Origin of the sequence: Aliiglaciecola litoralis (assembly GCF_039523355.1) — a bacterium.
In the GTDB taxonomy this organism is placed as follows: domain Bacteria; phylum Pseudomonadota; class Gammaproteobacteria; order Enterobacterales; family Alteromonadaceae; genus Aliiglaciecola; species Aliiglaciecola litoralis.
The window spans coordinates 702,352-718,646 of the sequence record NZ_BAAAFD010000001.1 but is presented as its reverse complement, the minus strand read 5'-3'; the positions used below and the strand labels follow the sequence as shown (position 1 = coordinate 718,646).

The window sequence follows — 16,295 nt, the reverse complement described above, 5'->3', positions numbered from 1 at the left end:
GCGGCGATTCATGCCCACGCGGCTCAATGTAAGTATGATGCTGGTAAGTTCTTTACTGGCATTGCCTGTGATCGTGGTGTTTGCGAGTTGGTCAACACCACAGTTACAAATCTGGCAACATCTAGCCCAAACCGTGCTATCTGATTATGTGTTTAATTCCCTTATTTTGGCTTTTAGCGTGGGTATTGGCTGTTTAATTATAGGAACCACTTTGGCATGGTGTGTTGTTAAGTATGAGTTTTGGGGACGACGACTTTTACAGTGGTTGTTCATTTTGCCGCTGGCTATGCCAGCTTATATTATTGCCTATACCTACACTGGTCTTTTAGATTTTGCAGGTCCTGTACAAACAGCGCTTCGAGACTACTTTCAATTATCTTACGGCCAATACTGGTTTCCTGAAATACGCTCTTTGGGCGGTGCTGTTAGCGTCATGGTGCTGGTTCTCTATCCCTATGTGTATATTTTAGCTCGAACAGCATTTACCGAACAGTCAAGAAATCTTAAAGAGGCGAGCGGTAGCTTAGGCGTGTCGTCGTTTAACTATTTTCGCAAAGTTGCGTGGCCGCTTGCTCGTCCTGCGCTCCTGACCGGGTCAGCACTGGCCATGATGGAAGCGTTTGCGGATTATGGTACTGTGCAGTATTTTGGTGTGAGCACTTTCACAACCGGTATTTTTCGTACTTGGTTTGGTTTAGATAATCAGCTTGCCGCGTCTCAATTGGCCGCATTGTTGTGCACCTTTGTGTTAGTGGTTTTGTTATTAGAAAAGTGGTCTCGCCGACAAATTCGTTATTATCAAAGTGGTCAATCACATCAGCCCATAATGCGTAAAAAGCTCAGCCTTAGTCGGTCAGTATTGATGTTTCTCTTGTGCCTTACCGTTCCATTTTTTGGCTTTATTTTGCCCGTCGGGCAATTGTTGATTTGGGCGTTAAGCTATACCGAAATGGGTTTGGATAGCGCATTTTTTACCTTAATGTGGAATTCGTTTTGGCTAGCAGCAGTCACTGCATGCTTAGTGGTATTGATTGCGCTTTTATATGGATTTGCCAAGCGACTTAGCCCTACACCGATGATGACTTGGCAAGTTCAAGGAGTCAGCCTTGGGTATGCGATCCCAGGAACCGTCATTGCGGTTGGGGTACTGGTGCCGTTAAGTTGGGCAGATCATCAATTTAATCAAATTACCGCCTTACTATTTAATCTCACACCTGGTTTGATATTCTCGGGCACAGTGTTTGCCTTGATCCTGGCATACACAGTGCGCTTTTTAGCGGTTGCATTACAAAGTGTCGAAGCGGGACTAGGCAGAGTTACGCCCGCTATGGATGAAGCTGCGCGTTGTTTAGGTGCTTCCCCAAGACAGGTACTTTGGCGAGTGCATTTACCTATCATGCGAGCGAGTATTTTAAGTGCTGCGCTGTTGGTTTTTGTTGATGTACTTAAAGAGCTTCCGGCAACATTAATACTTCGGCCATTTAACTTTGATACGCTTGCGGTAAGTGCATTTCAATATGCTTCCGATGAGCGTCTTATTGATGCGGCCTTGCCAGCATTGGCAATAGTGTTGGCAGGTTTGCTGCCGGTGATCCTTCTATCTAGAGCGATGGATAAACATGCTTGATGTAACTAATATAGACGTATTCTATGATAAAACCCAAGCTGTAAACCACACCAGTTTACACTTGAAAAAAGGCCAAATTGGCTGTTTGCTTGGGCCTTCAGGCTGCGGTAAAACTTCTATTTTACGCGCAATAGCGGGATTTGAGCCGATTAAAAACGGCGAAATCACTGTGACCGGCAATATACTGAGTAGCGAGCATTTCACGTTAGTGCCAGAAAAGCGCAACATAGCCGTGGTTTTCCAAGATTTCGCGTTGTTTCCCCACTTATCTGTCGCGCAAAATATAACCTTTGGCTTATCTCATTTAAGTCATCAACAACAGCGCGATCGGGTTAACGAATTAGTTGAACTGGTAAGTTTACAAGGTACGGAGGATAAGTTTCCGCATCAATTATCCGGTGGTCAAAAACAGCGAGTTGCGCTTGCCAGAGCGATGGCACCAAAGCCGCAACTACTATTAATGGATGAACCCTTTGCCAATCTAGATGCTGATTTACGCGATGAGTTAGCTAAAGATGTGCGACAAATATTGAATCATGAACAAACGACAGCATTAATGGTCACACATGATCAGCAAGAGGCTTTTGCCATGGCAGATGTGATTGGCGTGATGCATCAAGGCGCGATCCATCAATGGGGCAGTGCCTATGATCTATATCACCGACCAGCCACGCGATTTGTCGCCGACTTCATCGGTGAAGGCGTTTTCATTCCTGCTATCATCCGCGAAGATAAATATTTAACCACCACCTTGGCTGAATTTGTTTTGCCGGCAAAATACAACTTTACCGTGGGCACAGAAGTGGATGTATTGGTAAGGCCAGATGATATTATTCACGATGATATGAGTCCATTTTCGGCAAAGGTAGTCGCCAAGTCTTTTCGTGGCGCACATATTTTATACGAACTACAACTGCCTGATCCTAAGATCCAAAAGGTACTTTGTTTAGCGCCTAGCCATCATGATCATACTCTAGGTGAGTCCATTGGTATCAAACTTGATTTGCAACATATAGTCGTTTTTAATCGTTAAATGTTGTTTGTCGGAAGATTTCGAGATGTTATCTTAAGTTCGATTGCAGAGACTCCTTTGAACTGGCTTACTGTATCGCATCTGGTGGCTCCCCGTTATCCCAATGAAAAAGTGTGAGGTCATATGTTTAAAAGCTTATCCGCTTGGTTTCAAGAACAATTACAGCAATCCCACCAACCCACTCAAACGCATACGGTTGAGTTAGCTACTGCGGTTCTTTTATACGAAGTTATGCGAGCGGATCATACGGTTAAACAAGCCGAGCAGGACACCTTTGAAAATATCATAGAAACCGAATTCTCATTGAGCGAGATTGAGAAAGATCAACTTTTATCCTCATCAAAAAAACACGCGGACCACGCCGTAGATTTTCATCAGTTTACGTCAGTCATCAATCAACATTGTAACGCTGAAGAAAAACGAGCAATCCTTGAGTCACTTTGGAAAATAGCGTTTGCGGACGAGCATATTGATGTGCATGAAACTCACCTCATTCGTCGTATATCAGACTTGCTGCATTTGCCTCATAGTGAATTTATTCAAGCTAAATTAAAGGTTACCGAAGCACCCTAGATGGCACGATTCCGTGTGGTTGTCAGTAAATGAATACAGGCTAAGTATCTGAAAACATTACACATACACTAAATCAACGGGTTGGTGTTTCTAATCGGAGACAGTTGAGCGTTTAAACGGCCGTGTTTTTGCTTACCAATATGGCTAACTGTTTGATAATTATAATAACTTTAAAAATGGCATGGTTAGTGTATTAGTCTCACTGTAATTGTGACTAGCTGTACTGGTTCCTACGGCTAAGTAAGGACGACACAATGAAGAAAGCTTGCAATAACACCTTGTTATAGGCTGCGATGGCGTTTGCACCTAACTGTAAGCTCTTCTGAATGCGAAAGTCGCATTACACGGCACGGATGCCATATTTTCCCTAATGTTCAAAAGGAGATTGTTGTATGAAAAAATCAATTGCGATGGGATGTCTCATTTTTACCGCTGGCGCTTTTCATGTTTTCGTTAGTTTCAATTCAATGGCGCAATCTGACATCTTGACTCAAATGGATCTAGATGAAGACGGCATGATCAGTATACGAGAAGCGGTAGCCGACCCCGTTTTATTGGCTTCTTTTGGTAAAATTGACACTGATGGTGATGGAAAAATCAGTGCTCAAGAATTAGCAGAGTCACAAATAATGGCGAATAAAGAAAAACAGGCATAATGGGGCAACCGGACAGGCTCTTCATCTGTACCACAGCAAATCATTGCTTTTTAGCGATTGATTAGCTTTCAATAGTTTCAATTCAATCACGGTCATAGGATACTTTCAACTTGCTAGCAGTTTTCCAAGGGTTGAAAATGCAAATTGGGTCATTAAGACAACTTACGCTGATCAGTTTTTTAATTGCGCTGGTTCCGTTAGCCGTATTGCTTTGGCACAGTCAAAGTACATTGACTAAAATGGCGCAAATTGCGGCAAGCGAAGCGCAATTTTCAGTCAACATGGCTCGGCAAGTTGGTGATATGGAAAATATCGCTATTGATGCTGAAAGGCTCATTCGGCAATACCATGTCATTAAAAAAGACGAGCTCAAGCAACTTTCTGATAATTACCTAACGAGATTGCAAGAAAAGCGCATTATTGTCTGCCAAGAGCTCACCGAAGCATTTATCTGTGAGGCACTAGAAGGACGGATTCAGTGGTTCTTAATGAACACTGAAATTGAGGACCAGTTGCTTCTTGATGCGCAGCTTGCGGAATTTCGTCGTTCGATTGCAGAGTTACACCAACAAGTAGATACATTGTTGGACAATCGCATTCAACAGCAAAGGGATTATGTCGACTCAGTGCAACAAACCCAAGCCTGGTTGACGGCGTTATTAGTCACCTTCTCGTTGATTCTGATTGTTTTTGCAACCCAGTTGATACTTGCACCCGTCGCCAAAATTGAGCGTGTGATTAAGGAAATTGCTGCGCAATCAGAAAGCCTTCCCAAAATATCGACGTCGGGCCCCAAAGAATTGATCGAAGTCGAACACAAATTACATAGATTAGCGGATCGACTAAACCAATTAGAGCACTTGAGACACGCGCTGCTAAGGCATGCGTCACACGAACTGAAAACCCCCTTGGCGAGCATCAAAGAAGGTTGTTCGCTATTATCCGAAAGTGTAGTAGGTCCGCTTAATGCACAACAAAAAGAAGTCGTTAGCTTACTCACCAGTAGCACTGAGAGACTGAACCTGTTAATTGAGCAATTACTTGACTACAACCTGTTATTGCAACAGGCTAAGCCTGTGTATGAAAAAACAGACATGAACAGGTTATTTAGCGCAGCCTTAACCGATAATGCACTGGCTATTAAGCAAAATAGCAATGCTGTAAGCACTGATATACAGGTGCCTTTTATGCACGTAGATCCCAACTTGTTTAGACGCATTATTGATAACTTACTGTCTAATGCACTGGCCCACGGAACTATCGGTAGGCCGATTGATATAAAGCTTTATAAACAAAGAGATATGTTAATTTTGGATGTCGCAAATCGTGGTCGAAAAATCCCTCTAGAGCAACGAAAAATGCTGTTCGAACCCTTTAAACGTGGAGAGCATAGACGCAATGACAGAGTCATAGGTTCTGGTTTGGGTTTATCCATCGTTGCCGATTGTGCACGAATGATGCATGGCAGTGTTGAAATCGTCGATGTTGATTATGCAGATGTATGTATGCGGGTCATCTTGCCCGCCGAGGACTCGACGATATGATAGTACGTGTTTTAACAGTGATAATAGCGGTTTGGAGTGTATCTGGTTGTGCTTTGATCGAGTCTTTAATCAACACCGACGTTGAACAAAACAAAACGGCAGAAACTGCCAACAGTGAACGCTTGTGCTGGGTTGATGAGCAGAGCTCATCCATCACAATGGATAATAACTGCGACTTGGATTATTGGTTGCAATATTGGGTTGAAGTGGATGCGTTGTCTTGGCCTAAGCGGCGGACACTAATCGATGAGTTAGGTGAGAATGCTACCAGCAAATTGCGCAAAATATTCCTAAGCCAAAGTCGAGGAACGCCCTATCAGGCGAGGTTGAGAGCACAAAGTTGGGCTGATGAATTGATGCCCCATTTGACGTCTTCAATGCGTTCTTTGTTATCGGTTTTGGTTTATAAGCCTAGTCAGGAAATGCTCGAGTTTGAGTCTGCGTTGACCATTTTATCGCAGATCAATACCAACCAATCTAAAGAGCTCGATGAACAACGACAGCGACTTCAAGAGCAACAACAACAAATCGACCAGTTGTTAAAAATAGAGGCTTCAATGATGGAAAAAAGAGAGGGGATTAGTCAATGAGCAAATCTGATCAAAGCAGTTTACCACGCATTTTGTTGGTGGATGATGATGAGAATTTATTACGCTTGATGACAATTAGATTGCAAGGCGAAGGATATCAGGTTGATACCGCTGAAGGCGGAAAAGAAGCTTTAAAGCAACTCAACACGCAAAGTTTTGACGTGGTGCTTAGTGACTTACGTATGCCAGGCTTAGATGGCTTGAGTTTGTTCGAAGAAATAGTCGCGTTGCGCAGAGACATCCCCGTGATCTTAATGACTGCCCACGGCACTATTCAAGATGCCGTTGAGGCAACGCAAAGAGGAGTGTTTGGATTTCTGACCAAGCCGATCGATCACGAAGCATTGCGAAACTTACTTGCGAAAGCGGTCAGCCAAAGCCATGGTGCGCAAAAAGGCGCTTGGAGTGAGGAAATCATCACGCGCTCTATGCAAATGGAGCAACTGTTAGATCAAGCATTCAGAGTAGCTCAACGAGACGTGAGTGTGCTGATAAGTGGCGCAAGCGGCACAGGTAAAGAATTACTTGCCAAGGCGTTACACAAAGCCAGCCATCGCAATGCCAAGCCTTTTGTTGCGATCAACTGTGGCGCTTTACCCGAAAATCTATTGGAATCAGAGTTGTTCGGTCACGCTAAAGGTGCATTTACCGGCGCGGTAAATGAGCATCAAGGTCTGTTTCGCGAAGCCGATGGCGGGACACTCTTTTTAGACGAAATTGGCGATATGCCAGTTTCATTGCAAGTTAAGTTATTGAGAGCATTGCAAGAGCAACAAATCCGCCCGGTGGGCAGTAGCAAACAGATCCCTGTTAACGTGCGAGTGATTTCAGCAACTCACAAAGATCTGACCAAAGAAATGCACGCACAAAACTTCCGTGAAGATCTGTATTACCGCCTTAATGTGGTTAACCTTACCTTGCCCTCTTTGCGAGAACGTTCTGAAGATATTCCTCTGTTGGCACGTTATCTACTTGCTAAAAGTGCGGAACGTCACAACGTAGATGTAAGTCGATTCTCAGATGACGCCATGCAACTATTAGCAACAGCGCCATGGCCAGGTAACGTAAGACAGCTGGTTAATGTCGTTGAACAGTGTGTGGCCCTGACTCAAACGTCTGTCATTGCGACGCATTTGGTTGAGCAGGCACTGTCTGCATCAGAGCAAAAATGGCCCACTTTGACTGAAGCGCGAGACGCATTCGAACAAAACTATCTCCTTAAATTACTGAAAATGACCGATGGCAATGTTACTCGTGCAGCCGAATTAGCCGGTCGAAATCGCACTGATATGCATAAGTTAATGAAAAAGCACGACTTGCATTCTAGCGATTTTAAACCTGAAACCGCCTGATGGCGGTTTCGCAGCTATCAATTGAAGTATTAAAAAATACTCAGTTGTTGATTTCCTATTACTGGAATATCGAGCCCAGATGTTAGCAGCTCTGGATGAGCGATTTTTAACTCTTCAAAAAACAATGCTGCTAGCCACGGCGCTTGGGCGTTGTCGGGCATGTGAAAAAACACATACGGCTGCAAATCTTGCGCCAGCCACTGAGCAATTTTATCAACCCAAGGTGCAAGAAACTCGCGATTCTTAGCCAAAGTCGGGTGGCCAACAAAGCGAACTATCGGGCGATTGGATGTGGCCACTGCGTGAGTAGGGAGTTTGGGCTTTTTGGTTTGCACTTCCATGACTAAGGTATCTTGCGGTGTTTTACACGCGAACAATCCGCGCGTATCAAGAATAACGCGGTTCACGCCGTGGCTTTCCAACAGACGATTTAACCAACGCTCGTTTTGCCCTTTATCGAACCAATCTAGGTGCCGCATTTCAATTGCATAGTGAAATTCTTTTGGTAGTTGACCAACAAAGTGCTCTAATTCCTTCGCGCGCCGCGCAGAAAAACCTGGTGGCAGTTGTAACATCAAGCAACCTAGTTGTTCTTCAAACATACCAAAACGTTGATAACTGCTGCGTAAAAGTTCAACTTGGGAGTTAATATCAGCAGCGTGACTAATTTCTCGGGGAAACTTAAAGGTGAAAGAAAAATCCGCCGGGACCTGCTCACGCCAGTTTTGAACCGAAGATTCATTGGGCAGCTGATAAAAACTGGTATTGCCTTCGACGCTATTAAAAAAACGCGCATAGGCGTTTAATCCTGATGCTTTTGGGGTTGTTGAAGGGACTAAGGTCCCAAACCATTTTGGGTGACTCCACATGGGGCAACCGAATTTGAGCGGCAGGTGAGGGAATTGCATTTTCAGGTTTCCGATTAATCTTTGTTTTCTATTAAGTGCTAGGCAGCAGTTTTTACACAAATCTATGTATCAACAGTGTCCTTTATTAAGGATTTGTTTATACTATGCGGCTTTCAAATTAACCACTATTTTAAACTCGTCGCGATAAGATTCGCAGTACGAGGAATCGAGGCTATACATGCGTACAGACTACTGCGGCAACATTAACGCAAGTTTTATTGGACAAGAAGTCACTCTTTGTGGCTGGGTGAATAAGCGACGTGATTTGGGCGGCGTTATCTTTTTAGACCTTCGTGACCGCGAGGGCATTGTTCAAGTGGTGTATGATCCCGACCTAAACGAACTATTTGAACTTGCCAATAGCGTGCGCAGCGAGTTTTGTGTGCAAATTACCGGTCTTGTAAGAGCGCGGCCTGCAGGGCAAGTCAATAAAGATATGTCTACTGGCGAAATAGAAATCCTCGGTAAGGCCTTGACGGTGTTAAATAAATCACCCGCATTGCCACTGGATTGGAATCAAGAAAACTCTGAAGAACAGCGCTTAAAGTATCGATATTTGGATTTGCGTCGTCCTATCATGAGCGACCGTATTAAATTTCGAGCAAAGGTAACCAGCGCCGTTCGTCAATACCTTGAAGCAGATGGATTTTTAGATATCGAAACGCCAATTCTTACCAAGGCAACCCCAGAGGGTGCTCGAGATTACTTAGTGCCTAGCCGCACTCACAAAGGCGAATTTTTTGCTTTGCCGCAATCTCCGCAACTGTTTAAACAATTGCTGATGATGTCGGGTATGGATCGCTATTACCAAATTGTGAAGTGCTTCCGAGATGAAGACTTACGCGCCGACAGACAACCTGAATTTACTCAAATCGATATCGAAACCACCTTTCTAGATGCTTCTGGGGTAATGAAGATCACGGAAGGTTTGATACGCGATCTGTTCCAGAAAATGCTAAACGTCGATCTAGGCGAATTCCCGCACATGACCTTTGCTGATGCGATGCGTCGCTATGGCAGTGACAAACCAGATCTACGTAACCCGCTAGAATTGGTTGATGTAGCTGACTTAGTCAAAGACGTTGAATTTAAAGTGTTTGCAGGTCCGGCCAATGATCCTAAAGGTCGCGTAGCCGTTATCAAAGTTCCTGGTGGTGCAACCTTGTCACGTAAGAATATTGATGATTACGGTAGCTTTGTCGGAATTTACGGCGCTAAAGGCTTGGCTTGGATGAAAGTCAATGATCTCGATAAAGGCGTTGAAGGTATTCAATCGCCAATTCTCAAGTTCCTAGGCGAAGAAGTGGCAATGGGGATTGTTAACCGTACTGGTGCACAAAGTGGCGATATTATTTTATTCGGTGCGGACAGTGCCAATGTCGTTACCGAAGCCATGGGGGCGTTGCGCTTGAAGTTAGGTGAAGACTTGGATCTGCTAGAAGGTGAGTGGAAACCGCTTTGGGTTGTCGATTTCCCTATGTTCGAAGAAGTAGATGGGCATTTTCACGCACTACATCATCCCTTTACCGCGCCACGTGATATGACACCACAGGAGCTAGCTGAAAATCCAGCAACGGCGATTTCAAATGCCTACGACATGGTTCTCAATGGCGTCGAATTAGGTGGTGGCTCGGTTCGTATCCACGATCAACAGATGCAATCGCAAGTGTTTAAGTTGTTGGGTATTTCAGATGATGAAGCACAACTCAAGTTCGGATTTCTGCTAGAAGCACTCAAATTTGGTGCGCCACCGCATGCTGGTCTTGCTTTTGGCTTAGACCGATTAGTGATGTTAATGACCGGAGCTACGTCGATTCGAGATGTGATGGCGTTCCCCAAAACGACCACCGCAGCCTGTCCGTTAACCGATGCGCCAAGTGCAGCTAATCCAGATCAGCTTAAAGAATTATCCATCGCCACGGTGATCGAGAAAAAAGCGGATTAGAATGGCCTTTAGGCGTCCAGAATCAGCCCTGATTGTGATCTACGATCAGGATAATCGGGTGTTGCTTTTGCAACGCCAAGATGATGCTAATTTCTGGCAAAGTGTTACCGGAACCTTAGAGGTTGATGAGGACGCCATGCAAACCGCTATTAGAGAAGTCAAAGAAGAGACTGGCATCGATATTCAAGCTGGTGGATTGGAACTCGTAGACTGCCGCAGCACCAATCAGTACGTTATCCGTGAAGCCTGGCAACATCGCTATCCGCCGGGAAACAAGATTAACACCGAATACGTGTTTGCTTGGCAGGTTAAAGGGGATGAGCGAATTATTCTTACCGAACATACAAGTTATATTTGGTTGGATAAAGCTTCGGCTATCGACAAAGCTTGGTCTCCTTCTAATCAGCAAGCCATCGCGCAGTTTGTGCCGGATAATAAGGGTAACTAATGTCAATTATTCTAGGCATTGATCCGGGGTCAAGAATTACAGGTTATGGGGTAATTAAACAGCAAGGTAATACCTTTAGTTATCTCGGCAGCGGTTGTATTCGAGTCCAAGGTGATGAACTGGCCTCACGTCTGAATCAAATCTATAAAGGCGTGACTGAGATTATTTTACAGTTTCAGCCGCAGTTTTTTGCTATTGAGCAAGTGTTTATGGCCAAAAACCCAGACTCAGCACTGAAGTTAGGACAGGCACGGGGCGCTGCAATTGTGGCCGCAACCAATGCCGAACTGCCGGTGTCGGAGTTTTCTGCCAGACAAATCAAACAAAGTGTCGTGGGCAAGGGGTCCGCGGAAAAAACGCAGGTTCAGCACATGGTAACCTATTTGTTGAAACTATCAGCAACGCCTCAGGCAGACGCTGCAGATGCACTGGCTGTGGCATTGTGTCACGGCCACACTCAACAAAGTTTAATTAAACTTGCGGGGCAAGCGAGCAAAACGGTGCGTGGCCGATTACGCAAATAATAAATAACGTAAATAACGTGGACACCCACCGTAAATAACGTGGACAGTCACTAATTAACGTGGACACCCACTGTAAATAACGTAAATAACGTGGACACCCACCGTAATTAACGAGGACAGTCATCGCAAATAACGTGGACAGTCACCGTAAATAACGAGGACACCCACCGTAAATAACGTGGACACCCACCGTAAATAACGTGGACAGTCATCGCAAATAACGTGGACAGTCACCGTAAATAACGAGGACAGTCACCGTAAATAACGAGGACACCCACTGTAATTAACGTGGACAGTCATCGCAAATAACGTGGACAGTCACCGCAAATAACGAGGACACCCACTGTAAATAACGAGGACAGTCATCGTAATTAGTCATCGTAATTAACGTGGACAGTCACCATAAATAGTGTGGACACCCACTATAAATAACCCAGACAAGCACGACAAAAGGACAAATTGATGATTGGTTTAATACGCGGTCAACTTATCGAAAAACAACCGCCTGAGATATTGATAGATGCCGGCGGTGTGGGTTATGAAGTGCAACTCCCGATGACCAGTTTTTATCAATTACCCGAGGTTGGTCAGCAAGCCACCGTCTATATCCATTTTGTGGTGCGCGAAGATGCCCAATTGTTATTCGGCTTTGCCGATAAATCGGAGCGCGCCTTGTTTCGAGAACTGATTAAAGTGAATGGCGTGGGGCCTAAATTAGCCTTGACCATCTTATCGGGCATGTCTGCCGCACAATTTATCCAGTGCGTGAGTCATGACGATTATACTGGTTTAGTAAAATTACCCGGCGTCGGTAAAAAAACCGCCGAGCGCTTAGTGATAGAAATGCGTGATCGCTTGAAGAAACTTGCAGAGCAAGGTGACAGCAGTACCCATCTTCCAGCTATGTCAGTTCAAACTGATGGATCAACTTTAGTGGCTAACAATGACGTCAAAGAAGATGCATTGAGTGCACTGGTCGCATTAGGTTATAAACCTGCTCAAGCGGCAAAAGTCGTGAATGCGGTATATCAAGAAGGTGCCTCAAGCGAGACACTGATCCGCGAAGCTTTGCGCTCCATGGCGTAGTTTTCAAGTTATCAATACGCTAGGCTGTACACTGCTAGTATTTTACTGTATAAAAAAACACTATTAAAAGACTAACGACAATTTCATGATAGAAGCTGATCGACTGATACAACCCACCGCTAGCAATGAAGACGAAGCCGTCGACAGAGCGATACGTCCGAAACTTTTGGCTGATTATACTGGCCAGGATCACGTGTGTGAGCAAATGGATATATTTATTCAGGCTGCACGCAAACGACAAGACGCGCTAGATCACTTATTAATATTTGGTCCTCCTGGATTAGGTAAAACCACGCTTGCTAATATTGTCGCCAACGAGATGGGTGTCAATATCAAAACAACTTCCGGGCCGGTGTTGGAAAAAGCTGGCGATTTGGCTGCTTTGCTAACTAACCTTGAAGAGCATGATGTGCTTTTTATTGACGAAATACATCGTTTGAGTCCAGTAGTCGAAGAAATCCTTTATCCCGCCATGGAAGATTATCAACTTGATATCATGATTGGAGAAGGACCCGCCGCTCGATCGATCAAATTGGAACTACCACCTTTTACACTTATTGGGGCTACTACCCGTGCAGGGTCATTGACCTCGCCGTTGCGCGATCGTTTTGGCATCGTCCAGCGACTCGAATTTTATAATTTACGTGATCTCACGCAAATCGTGAAACGGTCGGCAAGTTATTTGAATTTGAAACTGGATGAGCAGGGCGCGGTTGAAATAGCCAAACGTTCCCGAGGTACACCGCGAATTTCTAATCGGTTGTTACGTAGAGTACGAGATTTTGCCGAGATCCGTGCCGATGGTGATATTACACAAGATATTTCCTCGCAAGCGTTAGATATGCTCGATGTCGACAAGGAAGGCTTTGATTATATGGATCGCAAACTGTTATTGACTATCATTGACAAGTTTATGGGCGGGCCCGTTGGATTGGACAATCTTGCTGCGGCAATCGGCGAGGAAAAAGACACGATTGAAGATGTGATTGAACCATTTTTGATCCAGCAAGGATTTCTGCAACGTACCCCTCGGGGCCGGATCGCATCGCAACGCGCTTTCTTGCATTTCTCAAGAGATTACACCGCCCCAAAGTAAGTAATTAACCTGAACTCGGGCACTATCCACTTTATTTCAAGACTAAATTGCAGACAAAAAAAAGCCCGCGAAATTCGCGGGCAAAGCAACAAGTGTTGGAAGGAAAATTCCAGGGAACAAATCTGTCAATAAATGATTGACCACATAATCTGACTATCGCTTAGAACGAATCTTCGCGCCAGTCCAGAGAACGATGCGTATTCTAGTCATTTTTAATCTTACGACAACTGAAAAAAATTTATTTTCAGATTAGAAAATCTAATGATTATTGAATGTCCCGCTTGAAGTGTGATTTTGTAATCCTTATGTTAACAGGCGTGGGAGCTTTATGTGAATTTCCCTGTTGCATTTTTGAACACGCGTTTAATGAAAAATACTTGTGTGAATACCTTTGATTTTGACGCTTTATGCGTGGAAAATGCATGTTTGATTAAATAACACGAAAGAAATGCTGGTTTTCAGTGGTTGTCCGTTAAGATCGCGGCAATTCAGCACATAGTTATGCAAGCTATCGAATTCATCTTGAAAATGAGCGTGAGTGGACACATTCTGTTGAGGAATAAACGTATGCAACAACCTATAACACCTTTTACTGTGCGTGTGTATTATGAAGATACCGACGCTGGTGGGATCGTGTATTACGCGAATTATCTTAAGTTCTTAGAGCGCGCTAGAACAGAGTGGTTGAGAAGTTTTGGCATTGAACAACATACTTTATTGGAACAATCTATCGGTTTTGTCGTCAAACGGGTGGAAATGGATAATATTGCAGCGGCGAAATTCGATGATTTACTGACAATTAACAGTGAATTAATTGAGATAAAACGTGCTAGCATGATATTCCAACAAACAATAATAAATGCCAGCAATATATGTTTGGTAAAGGCGCAAATTCGGGTAGCCTGTGTTGATCTTAATAAAATGAAACCAGTGGCAATACCGAGTCGTATTTTAGGGGAAATTTCACGTGTCATCTAATCTGTCTTTCTTCGACTTGTTTTTACAAGCAAGTCTGTTGGTCCAATTGGTTATGTTATTGCTTTTGGGTATTTCGGTAGTGTCTTGGGCCTTTATTTTCCAGCGCGCAAAAATACTTAGAAATGCCAAGAGTGAAACCAAAAAATTTGAAGATAAGTTTTGGTCTGGAGTAGATCTAAATAAACTCTATCAAGAGTTATCTGCACGACAAAGTGTGCATGGGATGGCGAGTTTATTTTGTGCTGGCTTCAAAGAATATATGCGTCTTCGTAAAGCCAATGTCGGGTCTTCAGAGGCTATTATGGATGGCACCTATCGCGCGATGCGAGTGTCCCTGTCTCGGGAAGTCGATCATCTGGAAGCCAATCTATCCTTTTTGGCCACAGCCGGCTCCATCAGTCCTTACATCGGTTTATTCGGTACGGTTTGGGGGATTATGAATTCGTTCATTGCCCTTGGCGAAGTCCAACAGGCTACTTTGGCCATGGTCGCGCCAGGTATCGCCGAAGCGCTAATCGCTACCGCCATGGGTTTGTTTGCCGCTATTCCGGCGGTCATTGCTTATAACCGATTTAGCAATCAGGTTGAAAAGCTCGAAAACAGCTATGGTAACTTTATGGAAGAGTTCTCAAGCATCTTGCATCGCCAGACATTGGCTCAACGCACTGAAAGCGCGTAGGACGTTTTATGTACGAAAGAAAGCGACGTCGTCCCGTATCTGAAATCAACGTAGTGCCCTACATTGACGTGATGTTAGTGCTATTGATTATTTTTATGGTGACCGCTCCTTTGGTCACTCAAGGGGTGAAAGTAGATTTGCCCAAAGCGCAAGCTGAGTCATTGTCAGAAGAAGCGCAACCGCCAATCATTGCCTCCGTCAACGCAGCAGGTGAATACTTTATTAACGTAGGTGATAACCAAGAAACCCCGATGTCAGCGGCTGACTTGGCTGTGATCGTTGCACAACAAATTAAGAAAGAGCCCAATACGCCAGTCGTCGTCAAGGGTGATGGTGCCGTGCCCTATAATAACGTGGTGCAATTAATGGTGTTGTTGCAACGCGCGGGTGTGCCTTCGGTAGGCCTGATGACTGAGTCACCTGAGCAGTAGGAATATTGATGCTTAAGTTCGGTCCTGAGGTGTTCATTTCAATTGGCTTGCATGTGCTGATTGGCGGCTTGTTATTAGTGAGTATGAATTTTTCATCACCGGTAATACCCGTCCATGCGCCGATGCCAAATTTCACGCCGATTGAAGCTGTGGTGGTGGACGCAAAAACCATCAATGATCAGCTGCAACGAATTGAAGACAAAAAACAAGCTGAGCGTGACAAAATATTGCAACAGCAACGTGACGAACAGCGTCGCAAAGAAGAAGCCATTAAGCGCAAGCAAGAGCAAGAACGCAAACGAGTGGCAGAAGTTAAGCGCCGCGAGCAGGCGAAAAAAGAAGAAGAACAGCGCCAGCAACGGGAACTGGAGCGCAGAGCTGCTGAAGAGCGAGAACGTAAAGCGCAACAAAAACGTGAAGCTGAACAACGCGCCAAGCAAGAAGCGCAACGCAAAGAGCAAGAACGTAAAGAAATGGAGCGATTGATGCAGGAGCAATTGCAAGCGGAACAGGCCGAACTTAGTCTTCGAGCCCGACAACGCCAGCAGTACGTGCTGACGGAAACACAAAAGTATCAGGCGATGATCGAAGCTAGAATTATACAAAACTGGTACAAAGACGATTCCATGATTGGTAAAACATGTCGAATACAAATTCGTTTGTCCTCGACAGGGTTTGTGATTTCGGTACGATCCCTTGGTGGTGATAAAAATGTGTGTGTTTCCGGTGAGCAAGCTGTAAGGCGGGCGGGGGAAATGCCCATGTCAAAAGACCCCAGTGTATACAATGAACTTAAAGATATAACTTTCTTATTTAAACTGTGAG

At 44.5% G+C, this 16,295-nt stretch carries 17 protein-coding genes; 16 read left to right on the top strand and 1 reads right to left on the bottom strand.

What is annotated here, in order from left to right; translation table 11 throughout:
- The first annotated feature begins 10 nt into the window (after window positions 1–10).
- The 7 genes from ABD036_RS03235 to ABD036_RS03205 all read left to right on the top strand — a co-directional run bounded on the left by ABD036_RS03235 (window position 11) and on the right by ABD036_RS03205 (window position 7,375).
- Window positions 11–1,627, top strand: a complete 1,617-nt coding sequence (locus ABD036_RS03235) for an ABC transporter permease (RefSeq protein WP_343856565.1) — start codon at window positions 11–13, stop codon at window positions 1,625–1,627.
- Window positions 1,620–2,660: an ABC transporter ATP-binding protein gene (locus ABD036_RS03230; protein WP_343856397.1), complete on the top strand. Its 1,041-nt coding sequence runs from the start codon at window positions 1,620–1,622 to the stop codon at window positions 2,658–2,660. Before ABD036_RS03235 ends, ABD036_RS03230 begins: the two co-directional genes overlap by 8 nt.
- Window positions 2,661–2,783: 123 nt before the next feature.
- Window positions 2,784–3,233, top strand: a complete 450-nt coding sequence (locus ABD036_RS03225) for a tellurite resistance TerB family protein (RefSeq protein WP_343856395.1) — start codon at window positions 2,784–2,786, stop codon at window positions 3,231–3,233.
- A 392-nt stretch (window positions 3,234–3,625) separates the two neighbouring features.
- Complete coding sequence (locus tag ABD036_RS03220; RefSeq protein ID WP_343856392.1) at window positions 3,626–3,889, top strand: EF-hand domain-containing protein; 264 nt, start codon at window positions 3,626–3,628, stop codon at window positions 3,887–3,889.
- A 137-nt stretch (window positions 3,890–4,026) separates the two neighbouring features.
- On the top strand, window positions 4,027–5,433 hold the full coding sequence (locus tag ABD036_RS03215; RefSeq protein ID WP_343856391.1) for a sensor histidine kinase: 1,407 nt from the start codon (window positions 4,027–4,029) through the stop codon (window positions 5,431–5,433).
- On the top strand, window positions 5,430–6,023 hold the full coding sequence (locus ABD036_RS03210; RefSeq protein ID WP_343856388.1) for a hypothetical protein: 594 nt from the start codon (window positions 5,430–5,432) through the stop codon (window positions 6,021–6,023). The genes ABD036_RS03215 and ABD036_RS03210 overlap by 4 nt, the downstream gene beginning before the upstream one ends.
- Window positions 6,020–7,375, top strand: a complete 1,356-nt coding sequence (locus tag ABD036_RS03205) for a sigma 54-interacting transcriptional regulator (RefSeq protein WP_343856387.1) — start codon at window positions 6,020–6,022, stop codon at window positions 7,373–7,375. The genes ABD036_RS03210 and ABD036_RS03205 overlap by 4 nt, the downstream gene beginning before the upstream one ends.
- A 29-nt stretch (window positions 7,376–7,404) precedes the next feature.
- Here the strand turns inward: ABD036_RS03205 and ABD036_RS03200 are convergent, their stop codons facing one another.
- On the bottom strand, window positions 7,405–8,283 hold the full coding sequence (locus ABD036_RS03200; protein ID WP_343856385.1) for a DUF72 domain-containing protein: 879 nt from the start codon (window positions 8,281–8,283) through the stop codon (window positions 7,405–7,407).
- Between the two features lie 178 nt (window positions 8,284–8,461).
- Here ABD036_RS03200 and aspS point away from each other — a divergent pair, with 178 nt between their 5' ends.
- The 9 genes from aspS to tolA all read left to right on the top strand — a co-directional run bounded on the left by aspS (window position 8,462) and on the right by tolA (window position 16,294).
- Window positions 8,462–10,228 (top strand): aspartate--tRNA ligase, encoded by a 1,767-nt coding sequence (gene aspS / locus ABD036_RS03195; protein WP_343856383.1) that lies wholly within the window; start codon window positions 8,462–8,464, stop codon window positions 10,226–10,228.
- A 1-nt stretch (window position 10,229) separates the two neighbouring features.
- A complete protein-coding gene (gene nudB / locus ABD036_RS03190; RefSeq protein ID WP_343856382.1) occupies window positions 10,230–10,676 on the top strand; it encodes a dihydroneopterin triphosphate diphosphatase in 447 nt (148 codons plus the stop codon).
- A complete protein-coding gene (gene ruvC / locus ABD036_RS03185; RefSeq protein WP_343856381.1) occupies window positions 10,676–11,200 on the top strand; it encodes a crossover junction endodeoxyribonuclease RuvC in 525 nt (174 codons plus the stop codon). Before nudB ends, ruvC begins: the two co-directional genes overlap by 1 nt.
- A 462-nt stretch (window positions 11,201–11,662) precedes the next feature.
- Window positions 11,663–12,286, top strand: a complete 624-nt coding sequence (ruvA, locus tag ABD036_RS03180; RefSeq protein WP_343856380.1) for a Holliday junction branch migration protein RuvA — start codon at window positions 11,663–11,665, stop codon at window positions 12,284–12,286.
- Window positions 12,287–12,371: 85 nt separating this feature from the next.
- Entirely contained in the window at window positions 12,372–13,382 is a 1,011-nt protein-coding gene (ruvB, locus tag ABD036_RS03175; protein ID WP_343856379.1) for a Holliday junction branch migration DNA helicase RuvB, read from the top strand.
- 567 nt (window positions 13,383–13,949) lie between these two features.
- The gene (ybgC, locus tag ABD036_RS03170; protein ID WP_343856378.1) at window positions 13,950–14,360 is read left to right on the top strand and encodes a tol-pal system-associated acyl-CoA thioesterase; all 411 of its coding nucleotides are present in this window, start codon (window positions 13,950–13,952) and stop codon (window positions 14,358–14,360) included.
- On the top strand, window positions 14,350–15,039 hold the full coding sequence (gene tolQ, locus ABD036_RS03165) for a protein TolQ (RefSeq protein WP_343856377.1): 690 nt from the start codon (window positions 14,350–14,352) through the stop codon (window positions 15,037–15,039). Before ybgC ends, tolQ begins: the two co-directional genes overlap by 11 nt.
- Before the next feature lie 8 nt (window positions 15,040–15,047).
- Window positions 15,048–15,470 (top strand): protein TolR, encoded by a 423-nt coding sequence (gene tolR, locus ABD036_RS03160; RefSeq protein ID WP_343856376.1) that lies wholly within the window; start codon window positions 15,048–15,050, stop codon window positions 15,468–15,470.
- 8 nt (window positions 15,471–15,478) lie between these two features.
- Window positions 15,479–16,294 carry a cell envelope integrity protein TolA gene (tolA, locus tag ABD036_RS03155; protein ID WP_343856375.1) on the top strand — a complete coding sequence of 272 codons (816 nt, stop codon included), beginning with the start codon at window positions 15,479–15,481 and terminating at the stop codon, window positions 16,292–16,294.
- The last annotated feature ends 1 nt before the right edge of the window (window position 16,295 follow it).